Here is a 13,749-nt window from a genome sequence, read left to right on the forward strand (position 1 = left end):
TTTTATCGCTCTGAACTTATCCACACTTGGACTACTTTGCCATCATTCGGTGGCTCCCTTCTGCATCATTTTACATTAGTCGAACATGATTGAACACAAAGGCCGCGCGGTGAATCCGTACGGCCTTTTTTGTGGTTTGATAGTGTTTTGGTTACTCCTTTTCTTCCTTTGGCTCAATATGCTCATGCCAGTTTTTAAAATTATACGCTTCAAATTCGACAACCTCGAATTCCGTAATATCGATAGTCTCAAATTCGGCAACCTCGACTTCTGAAATGTCGATAGTCTCAAATTCTCCGTTCTGTGTTGGTTCTTTTGGGTTCATGGTGACAATGAGTTAGAGTAAATGGATTAAATCATCAATTCCGCCGTAACGCCTACTCATACCCGGAAAAAACCATAGGGTTAAAATCTCCGAATCGGGCGAAAACCAAAACAGGGAGAAATTGGGGGTAAACGAACCGCGATACCTTCCCGGTGTTCTGAAATGACCTGTATAGACATTGGTACGGTCTGTTTCCCTCAATCCCGTAAACCATCGCCAGCCGCGTTTTGGGTCTAGTTCTTTGGGTAGGCGTTCGCGGCCGTGAATAATCATCGGGGCTTTAATTCCCCCCGATTGGCGTTCCTCTACTTTCAATTCGTTGGGTAGCGTGGAGGCCGTTGGCGGTGCAGATGTGAGTTTATACCAGCCCGTAACGCGGTCGAGCGTGTAGATTAGTTTCCTATAATTCATCAGGCCGCGCGTTTTTTGTGTTTGACCTGTTTTACAGTTTCGAGCGTAGCCAGTATTTCGTCACGACGGAAACGCACACGGCCGTTTACGGTGATTTTCTTGGGCATGAGGCCGTTTTTCTCCCATTCGTTGAGCGTGACCAATGAAATACGGTAAAGTTTGGCGGTTTCAATCCGCGTAAGGTATTCGGGGAAATTGTGTTGTGGAACGGGGGGGTGAAGTTGGCCAGTTCTTCCTTAACGGCCTCTTTGAAGATTGATTTTAATTCAGCGCGTGCCTCTGCATCGAAAGGCATCAGTAATGTTTGTGTAGCGATCATCTTGCATCATTCGGGGGGATGTTGTTCCCGATGATGCAAAGTTTGCGGGTCTTAATGGGTCTGAATATTCGTAATGGTTACGTAATGGGGTTACGATTCTTTGAAAGGGTCTAAATGAGTCTTTGCCTCACTTTGGGCATTGGGAAACTTTCCCTTATCTCCTAAAATTTCAACGGCTTGTTTTATTTGGGACTGCTTGAGTTTTGGTTTTTCCTTTTTATCAAAGGCGTTAAAATGTTGCTCAAATGTATTGTGAGACCCTAAACCAAAAAAGGCGGCTTTTTCTTCAAACCACTTGCCTTTTTTTCTGCTATTTTCAAATTCTGTATACTCATCACTCCATTCGTTACGTGCTAAACAATAGGCGCAAAATGCGTACACGGATACAGATATTTGATGTGTTTCAACTACACGATATTCGGAAGGAATGCCAATTTGTACCCCTTTATTATAACTTGACTTTAAATCCCTCAAAAACCCGTTAAAGTGTAGGTTAGATTCAATATCGAGTACTTTATCTATTACCTCCCAAACATTCCAATACCTTTCCCATTGGGCACGGGGAATACTTTTAAAGTGGTAGAGTAAAATTTCTTTTACGGACTCTCCTTTTAATAGGTCTCTTTCAGCACTTTGGTAAAATTCCCCGTTATTATCACCTGTCATAAATGTGCCATAAAGGCTTAGTGTACTGCCTTTTGGGTTGCTAAGGTCATAAAATGTCCTTTCCAATAGTGAATCACGGTCGGGGCTACTACTGAATTGTTGCCAAAACTCTCGTTCTTTAACTTTGAACGAATCTCCGAAAAGGCAACCGTTGCTAACTCTTAGCGTGGGCCGTTTGTATGAGGGGTATTCTTCAATATAATTCCTCAGTTCCATACGAAATGTTAAGGCCCACTCCGTAAACAGTTCAATATCAGACTCATTAACAGGGAGTATTGATAAAAATTCCCCTATGCCAATTTTGTACCATAGTTGCAAACCCAAGTAGTGTCTATCCCAAAAGTCTATCCTTTCAGAATAATTGTCATAGGCACTAAATTCTGAATGTAAGTCTAAAAGTTCACTTTGTGTGCGCTCTTTTACCAATTGTTCAAAATCGAATTGGTTTTGCATTGACATAAATTGTTAATCGAACAAAGGGTATTCTTAAAACTATGTGGTTTCCTCAAAGTGACGGGAAAGGGTTTGCTCAAACATTATAAAATCAACCGTTCTTAGGTAGTAGAAAAAGTTGATTTCTGTTTCTTTACCGCGTTTACTGCTAAGGAATTTAATGAACTGAATAAAATGAGGCCACCATTCAGAACGCGTTTCATCGCCACCCATAAGGACAAAGAACTGTTTGTAACAATCCCTCACCATTTCGTAACAGTCGTTTTTTGATGGGTTTTTCTTTTGGTAAACAGGCGTGATTTCTTGGTGTACCTCATTGAGATATTCAAGGCATAAATCAAGGTTTTTGTTAAAATTGTTCATCGGCTAAAGATTAATGTTGAACGTTAATTTTACTGTTTTATGTGAGTTGTTAAATTTCCCCTATTTCCCCGTTTTCTGTACACGCGCGTAAATTATTTTCGTAGACTAAAGATTAATGTTGAGCATTAATTTAATGGTTTGGCTAAGGGTGATACCCTATATTTTCCGTAGTTGAAAATTAATAGTTGTTGTCTTTCCGTACTTTTCTCTTTGAATTTCTACTTTGTCTTGGAAAGGTTCATAAATTAATCCGTTCAAATAGAAGGTCTGATAATTATTAAAAATTCTCAATGTGTTCATTGGCGAAATTCTGAAAGTTACCCAGTTGGTAGTATTTGGTATTAAAACTGAAACCTCGTACTTACCATCTTTATCAGATTCACTCTTAATATTAAATGTTTCACGTTGTTTCAATATTCCGGTCTGGTCAATGCCGTAAAGTTCAAAGATGATTCCTGACATGGGCTGATTATTTTCATCTACAATTTTACCCGTCACAATGGTGGGTGTTGATGGAAGTTTTTCTTTGCAGCCTGCGAGTGCTACAATATGAAATGTCATCAGGGAATTAAAGAATTGTCGGCGTTTCATGATGAATCGTTGAGTAAAAATTAATGATATAACAACTGTCAGGCCGCGTTATTGACGGGAAACGACGGGTTTTCTTTGCGGTTGAGGTAGGCATTGAATTGTTCAATAGCTTCATCCACGGGGGCCACTGTTTCTAAAAATGAGTCAATACGTTTGCCCACAATGTCCTTTACTTCCTGTTTTTGGGCATCGGTAAAGGTTTGCAGGGTAGCCGCGTATTCATCCTTTATTTGGATGCGTTCGGCCTCAGTAGTAGCTGCGTTGATTTTGGTGTAATACTCGTTTACGAAAATTTCCATTATCAGGCCGCGTTTTGAATGGCAGTTAATTGAACAGCTATTCCCGTACCTTTCAATAGCCCGTCTAACTCTGCCAAATGTTCATCGCGTAACTGTTCGTATTGCTCTACAATCATCTGAGGGCTACCAGCGGCCTTGTGTCGCTCTATGGCAGCTATGTTTCGTTGAACAAGTTCTAAGAGTCTCGAAACTCTTAATGTCCATTCTTCATATTCAATTTGTTGATTCATTGTTTTAGAAATTGAGTTGAATGATTCCTTTTCTCGGATTGCCTTTTAGGCGTGTATCTTTCTCGAATTGGTGTAGCCAGTCTAAGTAATCCATTTTGAACAGTTCATAATGAGCGTGGTTCTCTGGGTATGTAGCCACAAAGTAGGCGTCTATTTTGCCTTTCTTTTGAAACTTTCGTTTTTGGAGTGGTGATAGTTCTACGGCAAATTTGTTGAGCCGGGTACTATCCAAAAATGTTACTAAATCTATGTCACTTGGATTTCTTCGTTGAGTGGTGAAACTACCATCAATCCATTGGTAAAAACCACTGCCTACAATTTGTTGTAATTCGTTCAAAAATTGACGATACTCTTCAAATAAGGCTATGCGAGTGCGTGAGTTATTGAACGCTGATACGAATACCTCCTCAAAGGTATCAAGGTCTGTTCAATGATTTCGTAGGGTGTAAGGTGTCCTAATTGGTCAAATTTCATCAGTTAGCGATTTTAAATACAGTGCGGTTTTCCTGCGTAAAGAATGGGTGTTCGGCCATTCGGTAGGCGACTTCTTCATTTGATATTTTGATGTATTTCATAAATGAGGTTTCGGTACGGTGCCCAGTGAGTCGCATAATGTCAAGGGTGGGCACTCCCTGTAAGTAGGCGTTAGTGGCAAATGACCGCCGGGCCGTGTGGGTTGTAACCAGTTCCCACTTATGCAGCGTCTTGGTTACTTTCAGCCCTCCTTTGGTTTGGCTCATTGTTACTTTTTCGTTCAGGTCGGCCAGTTGCGCTATTTCCTTCAAATAATCATTCATCCGCTGATTGGTCAGAACACGGGGCGGTATTCCTTTGTATTTGGCTAGTATGGCCCGTATTTGCGGGGTTAATGGTACGAACACGGGTTTATCTGTCTTTTGCATGGTGATACGCACAAATTGCCCGTCATTGATGATGTTTTCGGGCCGTAAAAGGTTAAGGTCAGAAAAACGTAAACCTGTGTAACAGCCGATAACGAACACGTCCCGAACGCGGTCAAGGCCGGCACGGTCGGAAAGGTCAAGATTGTAAATGCGTTGGATTTCGTCGAGCGTGAGGTAAATGTTTTCCACTTCCTCCAATGGTTTTATAAAATCTTCATCCTGAAAGGCTGTATTGGTGTGCATCCCGTCTTTCATGGACTGACGCATAAAGACTTTGATATTTTTGATAATATCGCCCGTGGTGTTGGTAGCCTTGCCTTTTTTGTTGAGGTAGGAAATAAACTTTTTGTGAAAGTGGAGGTCAATTTTATCAAACTCAACTTTGAACTTGGTTTCTTTCTCGAATGCCTTTAGGTGGTTGAGTGCCTTACGGTAGTTTTTGGCCGAACTTTCAGAGTAACGTTTGCCGGAGCGTGGAATGGTTCTTTCTCCGTTGGCGCATTCTTCAATAAATTTCTCTATCCACGGGATGAATGAAAGTTTTTCGGGCTGTTTGACCACTTTACGCGGTTTGTCACGGTTAAACACCTTGTCGAGTTCAGCGCGGTAAAATGCCTGTGTCGGTTCAATGTTTTCGGCCTTTACCCGTGAATTGATACGCTCCACTTCCCCGGCCATGCGGTTGAGGTGTGTTTCAATCTCTTTCAGGTCGTTTTTAATGTCCCGGCTAAAACTTTTGGTGGAGGTAGTTGGGCGTTGGGTCTTTGAATCCCAGTGTTCAGGTGAAAGAAATTGACCCGTTGAGTAAACCAAACGGGGGGTACAACTGCGACAAATAAGGAGAACGAGCGTTGAGTCCTTAGAAACGGCCTCTTTGAGCACAAAACGCGCTGAATTTGTAATAACTTTTCCCATGATTTTCTGCGTTAATCGAACGGAAACAAAGATAATGCAAATTTTTTCAGGTGACGCGTCAGGTGACGGATTTATTTAATTTATCCTTATTATTTATGGTTAATATCAGTAAGAAGAAAATATAAATACCTGATAATCAGTAGTATTTTGTTTATATGGATTAGGGTAAGTTAAAATGTTCGAGTCCCTTCGGGTGCACTAAATTGATTCACGGTGATTCGTGGTAGTACAAAAAAGGCCTTAGATTCGTTTCTAAGGCCTTTTTTGTTTAATTTCGTACCACCACGCACTACGGTAAACCCAAAAATGTTTCAGTAATGACGGTCACTCCTGAACTCAATAACCGCCCAAAAAAAGATTGAAACGATTACGTAAACGGAAGCGGTATGCCGCTGCGGACATATTCGACAATGCGTTGAGCATCAATGTACGGGGGTGATCATGAACTCTGATTTGCCTCGTTGCAGACCTCCTGTTTGTTTGATTTTAAGAGATAATTCTAACCAAATGGTGAAAGATAATGCCGATAGTTGTTGAAGAATCAGTGCATGGTAGATACCGCGTGGCGGCCTGTGCCGTATGTCCTAGGCTGGTAATGTTAAGTTGAGAAGCAAATTCGGGTAAGTCTCTTAAAAGTTTAATCGCTGCTTTAATGTCTCTAACTTGCCGATCGATAGAATGTGCCATCTGAGTGCCGATGCAACCCAATTTGCTTGCTTGAGTTACTCTGGTGTCGTTGGAATAATCTTACAAAACAAATCTAAAGGACGAAGCGAAAATATCGACCTCTCTTTCTAAAAGCAAGTCTGAATATATTGACCATTAAGCTTTCTATCCTTGTTTTGCAGTATTGCTATGAACATAAAAAGACCTCCTTGTTTTTGAGTTTGTAGTGACTCTCAAAACCTCAAGGAGGTATTTTTTCAACTAAAGTTCGGGATGGCTCATGTTTTTCAATTTATCCCCATTTTGCTTTCTGAATATGATCAATGCTAATCTGGATACTTTCAAGCGGAGGGCGCTTGCATACATCTTGCTCTACAAAGTAATGCTTGAGGCCCGCCACACTTGCTTGCTTAAACAGGCTGGCAAAATCAATGCTACCGAGGCCCACTTCCGAGAACTCTTTTTCAGGCGTTTTGGCCATATCTTTGACGTGCCACAACGGAAAACGATTCGGGTATTTGGTGAAGTACGCAGCGGCATTTTCGCCCGCTTTTACGACCCAATATAGGTCCATTTCCATGACGACATTGGTGTTTTTGAGCAATAAATCATAAGGTTTTTGGCCGTCGATTTTTTGGGTAAACTCAAAATCATGGTTGTGATAGCCCATCGTAAGCCCCGATTTGAGGGCGATGTCGCTGCTTTTGTTGAGCAAATCAAAAAGTTGGTTGTAATCCTCGGCTTTGCGCTCGCCATCCATTAGGTAAGCAAGCACTACGTATTGCTGACCGATAGCGGCGGCATCTTCCACCACTTTTTCCCAATTCTTGGTCAATCCATCGGTCAATCCAGGCGTACGCGCGGTCATATAGTGTCCGCTGACGGCCGAAAGCCCGTTGTCTTTCAGGATTTGGTTGTATTCGGCAGGTGTTTTTTTGAAAAATTTACCCTGCCCGTAGCCGAAATTTTCCACCTTTTTGTAGCCAAGCTTGGCCACTTCGGCCAGTATTTTTTCGATTCCCTGTTTTTGAATATCCTCGCGGAGGGTGTATAGTTGTAGGCCTACTGCTTTGGCTTGCGGGTTAGCTTCGGCCTGCAATTTCAATAAGGCCAGTGCACCAAGACTGGCGGTGGTTTGGAGAAAGGTTCTGCGTTTCATTGAACTTAAAATTGAAGATAGGTTAATTAGTAATTAAGGCGCAAATGTAACCGGAAAGCCACAAGTTACCCTAGATTGACTCGAAAAGAATAAACGTCCGTTTATGTTGCCTAATGCAACGTTCAAATAAAAAAAATAGTGTTGATGCAACATTGAATTTAACTTTTGCATCTTATACCCAAAAACCCCTGAAATTGATATGAGAACAGCCATTTTTTACCGCCTCACTTCCCTTCTTTTTGCCAGCGCTTTTTTCTTAGTAGCCTGCTCTTTTTCGGCCGACAACCGTGAACGCCAAGACGACGACCGCAGTACCCGTACATTTAACCTCAAAGATTTTGACCGCCTTTCGTTGGGAAGTGCGTTTGAAATTACGGTCACTAAAGGGAATTATTCGGTCAAAGTAGAAGGCCGTAAGCAAGACCTTAACGACTTGGAAGCCGATGTGTCGGCAGGAAAACTCCGTATTCGTTATAAGGATTCATTTGGTTGGAACCGTAACCGTAAACGCATATTGGTCACGATTTCGATGCCCACCGTCAAAGCCCTTGATTTTTCGGGAGCCACAACATCGAGAGTGTCAGGCTTCAATGATTTGGGAACCTTGGATTTGGATATTTCGGGTGCTTCTAAATCTGATATTCAGGTAAAGGCCCAAAGAATCGTGATGGATGCTTCGGGGGCCTCTACGATTGTGCTGACGGGTTCGGCCAACCGCTTGGAGGGTGAAGTGTCGGGAGCTACCTCGTTGAGAGCCTACGATTTTCCCGTGAAGGAAGCCTTTCTGGACGCCTCAGGGGCCAGCAACGTGCGCGTAAGTGTAAATGGAAAACTCGAAGTAGAAGCCAGCGGCGCGAGCAGTGTACGTTATCGTGGCACGGCTTCGGTGCGCTCCAATACCTCGGGTGCCAGTTCAGTTAGAAGCGAATCATAGACAGATAGTGGAACGACGATTGTCGAATTTTCTTGAAATAAAACAGCCGCGTTCTGAAAATATACCTTCAAAACGCGGCTGTTTTTGGTATTAAGACGGTTATCTCAGCGGTCAATCCAGCGTTTAAAAACGGGGGCTTTTTCCCGGCTGATTTCTACTTCTGATACGTGGCTGCTTCGCAATTTGACGTATAACTTCCCTGAGGCGTCACCTTTGTAACTTTCAACGGCATTTTGATTGATAATTTGCCGGCGTCCCGCCCTGAAAAACTCGTTGGGGTTGAGGATGTCTTCGATTTCATCCAGTGTGTTTTGTTCGGCAATGTATTTTTGACCGTCATTGGTTACCACAAAGATTACTTGGTCAAGATAAAACAGCGACACGTCGGCTAAGTTGATGGGGATGGATGCATTGCGGTGCTGAACAATCAGCTTTTCCTTGTACATCCGTCCGATTTGGGAAGGGTGATTGGCCAGTGTTTGCAGCACTTCGGTCGAAATACTTTGGTTTTTTTGCAAGGCCTTAAATTTACCAAGGGCCCGAATGAGATCCTCTTCGTCGATGGGTTTTAAGAGATAATCAATCCCGTTTACCTTAAACGCCTTGATGGCGTATTCGTCGTAAGCAGTGGCAAAAATAATCGGACATTTGATGTCGAAATAGTTAAATAAATCGAAGCTGATGCCATCGGAGAGCTGAATATCCATGAAAAGTAAATCAGGCTCGGCATTTTGCATAAACCACCGTCTGGCGTTTTTTACGCTGTGCAACACGTCGAGCACCTCGGCCTGAGGCGCAATATCTTTCAACATTCGTTGGAGCTGTTCGGCAATGAGGGCTTCGTCTTCTACGATGAGTACTTTCATGGTGTTTGGTCAGGTTAAAGTAATGGCAATACGATGCGAAAAAATTCGGGTGTTTGTTGAATCTCAAGCGTCGTTTCTGAAAAATAAGCGTATAAATTCCGCAAACTGCTTAAGCCTTGCCGATTTTGAACTTCCAGAGTACGTTTGATTTGGAGGTTGTTTTCAATGATAAGTCGCTGGTTTTCAGTTTTTATTGTAACCAATAACGGCGAGTCGGGGTCGGTTAGGTTGTGTCGGGTGGCGTTTTCAATCAGAATCTGCAATGTGGTCGGGACTATCTGATACGAATAATAGGCTTCGGGCACAGTAAGGCATACTTCTAACCCTTTCCCAAAGCGGGTTTGGAGCAAATCCGCGTAATCTTTAATAAAACACAACTCTTCACCCAGCGTCACCAGTTTGGTGTGTCGGGTGGTTAGAACGTAGCGGTAGACGCGCGTCAATTGACTTAAAAATTTAACCGCCAGCCGTTGGTCGCTGTAAATCAGGCTTTCAAGGGTGGCTAGGCTGTTAAACAAAAAGTGTGGGTTGAGCTGACTGACTAAATTTTGGTACTTAACTTCCGAATGGTCACTATCGTACGCGGTTTTTTCGCCCGCTTCTTGGGCGGGTACTTTGGGTGGTGTAGATTCTATTTTAGGCGTTGGTTTCATTCATCAGGCCGTTTGTTGTTGAGCGGCTTCAATCATTGCGGCCGACATCACGCTGTATACATCAATCCACGCTTGTTGTATTTCGGGAGTAAAATCACTTTTCAGTACCTTTTCCAAGGTCCATAATAACGCCTCCCCAATGTATTGATAATGTTGTTCTTTAGCGCCATACTTCACGTGTTTTTGCCCCAAATCTTGCAGTAGCGGCAGCAGCTCATCCATATTATCCAAAGAGCATACCGTAAAACTAATCACCTGAAACAGCTTGATACCCTGAGTTTTAAGTTCGCTTTTGAAAAGATGCTTTACCTCGGGCACTAGCTCAAAAAATCGTGTATAAAAAACTTGAGCGGCATACTCCGATTTTGGAACAATACGGGCAAAACTGCTTTGTACCAGCTTTTTTTGTTGATCATTCATGGGTTATGTGTGGGTTAGTTGTATAAAATTAGATGGTTTAAACAGCATAACTAAAAAAAACAGTCTAAGACGTCGGTTTCGCTTGCTAATCCTGCAAAAGCCAAAACCGAGGCGTTAATGTTAATCTAGTAATGGAACATAGACGGTAAAACGGTCGACGGTTTCTTTAACCTGCATGGGTCGGTTGGTTAGGTAACTGTACAACGCCCGAAAATCGCCCAATCCTTTTTTGTTGGAAGTGGTTACGGTTCCGCGTTTTTGTAGGTTATTTTCAAAAATAAGATAATTGTCTTCTTCCCTAATTTTTACCCAAAGCGGTGATTCTAAACTGGTTGTGTTGTGTTTGATGGCGTTTTCAATTAAATTTTGAAAGGTAACGGGAACCACTTTTTTGTGCGCCAAATCGTCGGGGATGTCAATTTCTACGCTCAGCCCCGTGCCGTATCGCATGTGGAGCAGGCTTACAAAGTCACGGGCAAAGCGCAATTCTTGTTCTAGCATGACCACTTCGTTGTCGTCGTTTTCAATCAAATACCGATACACTTTTGTCAATTGACGGAGGTATTTGGAGGCTAGTTTGTGGTCTTTGTAGATGAGACTGTCCAAAACTGCCAAGCTATTAAACAAAAAGTGGGGATTGAGTTGGTTGATAAGTCCTTGATAACGAGCTAGTACTTTCTCACGCTCAAGCATAATGGCTTTGCGCTCGGTTTCAACTTGTTGCTTTTGGACAATTTCAAACTTTTGGCGGAAATCCAGTTTTTCGGTCAACTCCTGATTTAGTTGATTCTGAAGCAGTTGTTGTTCTTCCAACAATTTTAACTGCGTGGCGTGTTCGCGTTGGATGATTTTTACGCGGGACCGATAAATATAAACACCGACTGCTACAACCAGCATTACCATTAAGGTTTGAAACCACCACGTTTGCCAAAACGGAGGATTGATTACGATGCGGAGGGTATACGGGGCGGGGTTCCAGACACCGTCGTTGTTGGCGGCTTTTACGTGCAAAGTATACTCCCCAGGCGGTACGTTAAGGTAGCTGATGTTTGCTTGGGTAGTGGGGGCTCGCCAACCATTGTCATTTTTGACGCCTTCGAGCCAGAATGAAAACTGATTGTTTTCCGAATGGTCATAGCTCAGGGCGGCGGCTTCGATGGTAAGGTCGTTTTCATCGTATGCCAACGTAATCGGAAGGTTGTTTTGGGGAATGTGCGTAGGAAGCACTTCCTGACCGTGCACCCTTAATGATGTTATAACCACAGGCGGTACAAACGTGTTGGTTTTTACGCGGTCGGGATGAAACCGAACCAGTCCGTAGAGTCCCCCAAAATACAAATTACCCAATTTGTCTTTGGCCACCGATTTAGTCTCAATAGAAAGCACCTCAAGGTTGTCGGCTCGGCCAAAGGATACAAATCGTTTTTGTTGTTCGTCGTACCGCGTTAAGCCATTGGCGGTTCCCATCCACAGCGTGTTTCGGACCCGTATCAGCGCCGAAACGTAGTTGTTCGCAATGCCATGACGGGTAAAATAATTAGTAAACGATTGAGTTTTGGGGTCAAGGCAGGCCAGTCCGTTGTCGGTTCCCATCCATATATAGCCCTTTGAGTCTTCCGAAAAAGACATCACGCCGTTGTCTGGCAGGCTTTTGGGGTTATCTTCTTGGTACCGATACGTGGTTACTTTTGATAAATCGGGACTGATGCACAGCACCTCGTCAACCCCACAGCCTACCCACAGGTTTTGTTTACTGTCGGTGTAAAGGCTGTTGTAGCGATTCAGGGGCAAACGTCGAATGCGCTCATCGTTAAAGCGATTGGCAAAGGTCTTGGTCTTGGGGTCAAATATATTTAGTCCCTCATCGGTACCGATAAACACCCTCCCATCTGACGTGGGGTGTAAATCGAACACAAGCCTGCCCGCTACAAAATGACGCCCAGGAACGATGGGTGGCGGAGAGGGCATTGCTTCATTGGGCAGATGGTCATATATCGTAAATTTGCCCGTGGTAGGGTCCAAATGCTGAAAGTGTTGGGTAGCTACGTAGACCTTATCTTCGGGGTCAACGTAGATAGAATTGACGCCGTTGTCTGAAAGGCTATTTTTGTTTTTTGGATCGTGGCGGTAGGCTTTGTAGGTATTGGTGGTTTGGTTGACCCACACCACGCCGTTGTCGGTTCCCAACCAAAGATTGTCCTTGCTGTCGATTGCAATCCGGTTAATGGCTCCGCCGTTGGCCGTGGTAGGTTGATAATTTGCTTCTTTTAAAGGAGAAGTAAATGACTGACTAGCAGGGTTAAACCGACTGATGCCTTTATAAGCGGTACTAAACCAAAGCACGCCCGAACGGTCCTGAAATGCGGTTCGTACATAGTTGGAACTCAGACTATTGGGTACATTAATTTGACTCTGATAATTAATGAACTTTCGTTGGTTTTCGTGATAACAAAAAATCCCTTGCCCTTGAGTACATATCCAGAGTTTTCCATCTTTGGAAAAAAACACCGAGCTAATTTCTCGGGGCTCGGCCAATGGAATGTCCATTTTTATGAAATGTTCGGTCGCAAGGCTCAACATTGACAATGTACCATTGCGCGTGCCCACAATGATATTTCCCGTTTTTGGGTGCTTTGCCAAAGCCGTCACGGAGTTGTCGGGAATGGTGCCCAATTCGTCGCTTTTACAAAATACCTGAAAAGAATTCTCTTTAATATTATAGCGATACAGCCCCAAGTCGGTGCCAATCCAAACTGTGGGGCCATCAATCAGCAGCGAGCGTACAGAGTAGACGAGTGGCTTCGAAGAGGGGTCGGTAGGAAGTTTAACCAATTCTGATTGTTTGGTTTTTGGGTCAAAAAGAATCAGCCCGTTGGCGCTACCTAGCCAGAGTTTGCCACGGAAGTCTTCGCCGATGCAGCGAATATAATCGGAACGCTCACCGTATTTGGTAAAATGAAAGCGCTCAAATTGTTGCGTTTTGAAGTCCATTCGGTTAAACCCGTGCTGCGTTCCTACCCACAGGGTTCCATTTTTGGATAACAAAACGGAACGAACAATAATATCCGAAAGCGAATGGGGATTTTGGCGGTCGTGGTCAAAGACTTTGCACCGGATACCGTCATAACGTGCCAGCCCAGCCAACGTGCCAATCCATATAAAACCCGACGTATCTTGGGCGATTCCAGTGCAATAATGAATAGGAAGCCCCTGCTCAGGACTAAGGTGCTGAAAAGAGATTTCGGAAGATTGTCCAAACACCAGAATCTGGGCCCAACAGCTCAAAAGTAGACTAAAAAAAAGGGATGAGCCTGTCCGCATTTGTTGTGGCTGAAAAAGTTAAGTAAGACGTAAAAGTGCAAAAAAAATAGCCTTCTTTTACTTTGGTAAACGGATTTGACAAGCTGAACCGATAAAATTGGAATTGGATGAAAGTAAAAAGAAGGGGTTGAAGCGAAAAATAAAACTCGCCAAAGCGTTGGTTTTGGGGGTTGAAACGGGGTAAAATAAGAACTGAGCCGTACGATAAAGGCGTTGAATCGTGGGAGTTTTGCCGTTGAATAAATTGCATTTTGAG

General features: G+C 43.3%; 15 protein-coding genes and 1 pseudogene. 1 reads left to right on the forward strand and 15 read right to left on the reverse strand.

Annotation, left to right across the window (positions count from 1 at the left end):
- Positions 1 to 151: 151 nt before the first annotated feature.
- The 11 genes and pseudogenes from GVN20_RS28295 to GVN20_RS28345 form a co-directional block, all read right to left on the reverse strand.
- A complete protein-coding gene (locus tag GVN20_RS28295) occupies positions 152 to 325 on the reverse strand; it encodes a hypothetical protein (protein ID WP_166561568.1) in 174 nt (57 codons plus the stop codon).
- Between the two features lie 12 nt (positions 326 to 337).
- Positions 338 to 736, reverse strand: coding sequence for a hypothetical protein (locus GVN20_RS28300; protein ID WP_166561569.1), 399 nt, complete (start codon positions 734 to 736; stop codon positions 338 to 340).
- Positions 736 to 909, reverse strand: coding sequence for a MerR family transcriptional regulator (locus tag GVN20_RS28305; RefSeq protein ID WP_310586857.1), 174 nt, complete (start codon positions 907 to 909; stop codon positions 736 to 738). The genes GVN20_RS28300 and GVN20_RS28305 overlap by 1 nt, the downstream gene beginning before the upstream one ends.
- A 236-nt stretch (positions 910 to 1,145) precedes the next feature.
- Positions 1,146 to 2,174, reverse strand: coding sequence for a hypothetical protein (locus GVN20_RS28310; RefSeq protein ID WP_166561571.1), 1,029 nt, complete (start codon positions 2,172 to 2,174; stop codon positions 1,146 to 1,148).
- Positions 2,175 to 2,213: 39 nt separating this feature from the next.
- Positions 2,214 to 2,537 carry a hypothetical protein gene (locus tag GVN20_RS28315; protein WP_166561572.1) on the reverse strand — a complete coding sequence of 108 codons (324 nt, stop codon included), beginning with the start codon at positions 2,535 to 2,537 and terminating at the stop codon, positions 2,214 to 2,216.
- A 156-nt stretch (positions 2,538 to 2,693) separates the two neighbouring features.
- Positions 2,694 to 3,128, reverse strand: coding sequence for a hypothetical protein (locus GVN20_RS28320; RefSeq protein WP_166561573.1), 435 nt, complete (start codon positions 3,126 to 3,128; stop codon positions 2,694 to 2,696).
- A gap of 38 nt (positions 3,129 to 3,166) precedes the next feature.
- Complete coding sequence (locus GVN20_RS28325) at positions 3,167 to 3,427, reverse strand: hypothetical protein (RefSeq protein WP_166561574.1); 261 nt, start codon at positions 3,425 to 3,427, stop codon at positions 3,167 to 3,169.
- A 2-nt stretch (positions 3,428 to 3,429) separates the two neighbouring features.
- On the reverse strand, positions 3,430 to 3,657 hold the full coding sequence (locus GVN20_RS28330) for a hypothetical protein (RefSeq protein WP_166561575.1): 228 nt from the start codon (positions 3,655 to 3,657) through the stop codon (positions 3,430 to 3,432).
- A 4-nt stretch (positions 3,658 to 3,661) separates the two neighbouring features.
- Positions 3,662 to 4,069: pseudogene (locus GVN20_RS28335) on the reverse strand (DUF6932 family protein); the annotation flags it as partial.
- 61 nt (positions 4,070 to 4,130) lie between these two features.
- Positions 4,131 to 5,474, reverse strand: coding sequence for a site-specific integrase (locus GVN20_RS28340; protein WP_166561577.1), 1,344 nt, complete (start codon positions 5,472 to 5,474; stop codon positions 4,131 to 4,133).
- A gap of 958 nt (positions 5,475 to 6,432) precedes the next feature.
- The gene (locus GVN20_RS28345) at positions 6,433 to 7,299 is read right to left on the reverse strand and encodes a sugar phosphate isomerase/epimerase (RefSeq protein WP_166561578.1); all 867 of its coding nucleotides are present in this window, start codon (positions 7,297 to 7,299) and stop codon (positions 6,433 to 6,435) included.
- A 199-nt stretch (positions 7,300 to 7,498) separates the two neighbouring features.
- On the opposite strand from GVN20_RS28345, the gene GVN20_RS28350 reads away from it, so the two are divergent.
- Positions 7,499 to 8,233 carry a head GIN domain-containing protein gene (locus tag GVN20_RS28350; protein ID WP_166561579.1) on the forward strand — a complete coding sequence of 245 codons (735 nt, stop codon included), beginning with the start codon at positions 7,499 to 7,501 and terminating at the stop codon, positions 8,231 to 8,233.
- A 104-nt stretch (positions 8,234 to 8,337) separates the two neighbouring features.
- Here GVN20_RS28350 and GVN20_RS28355 read toward each other — a convergent pair whose 3' ends face one another.
- From GVN20_RS28355 to GVN20_RS28370, 4 genes are all read right to left on the reverse strand, one after another.
- The gene (locus GVN20_RS28355) at positions 8,338 to 9,099 is read right to left on the reverse strand and encodes a LytTR family DNA-binding domain-containing protein (RefSeq protein ID WP_114066575.1); all 762 of its coding nucleotides are present in this window, start codon (positions 9,097 to 9,099) and stop codon (positions 8,338 to 8,340) included.
- A gap of 14 nt (positions 9,100 to 9,113) precedes the next feature.
- Positions 9,114 to 9,752, reverse strand: coding sequence for a sensor histidine kinase (locus GVN20_RS28360; protein WP_166561580.1), 639 nt, complete (start codon positions 9,750 to 9,752; stop codon positions 9,114 to 9,116).
- A gap of 3 nt (positions 9,753 to 9,755) precedes the next feature.
- A complete protein-coding gene (locus tag GVN20_RS28365) occupies positions 9,756 to 10,172 on the reverse strand; it encodes a globin family protein (RefSeq protein ID WP_166561581.1) in 417 nt (138 codons plus the stop codon).
- 120 nt (positions 10,173 to 10,292) lie between these two features.
- Positions 10,293 to 13,493 (reverse strand): two-component regulator propeller domain-containing protein, encoded by a 3,201-nt coding sequence (locus GVN20_RS28370; protein WP_166561582.1) that lies wholly within the window; start codon positions 13,491 to 13,493, stop codon positions 10,293 to 10,295.
- Between the last annotated feature and the right edge of the window lie 256 nt (positions 13,494 to 13,749).

Source organism: Runella sp. CRIBMP (assembly GCF_009905605.1).
GTDB lineage: Bacteria > Bacteroidota > Bacteroidia > Cytophagales > Spirosomataceae > Runella.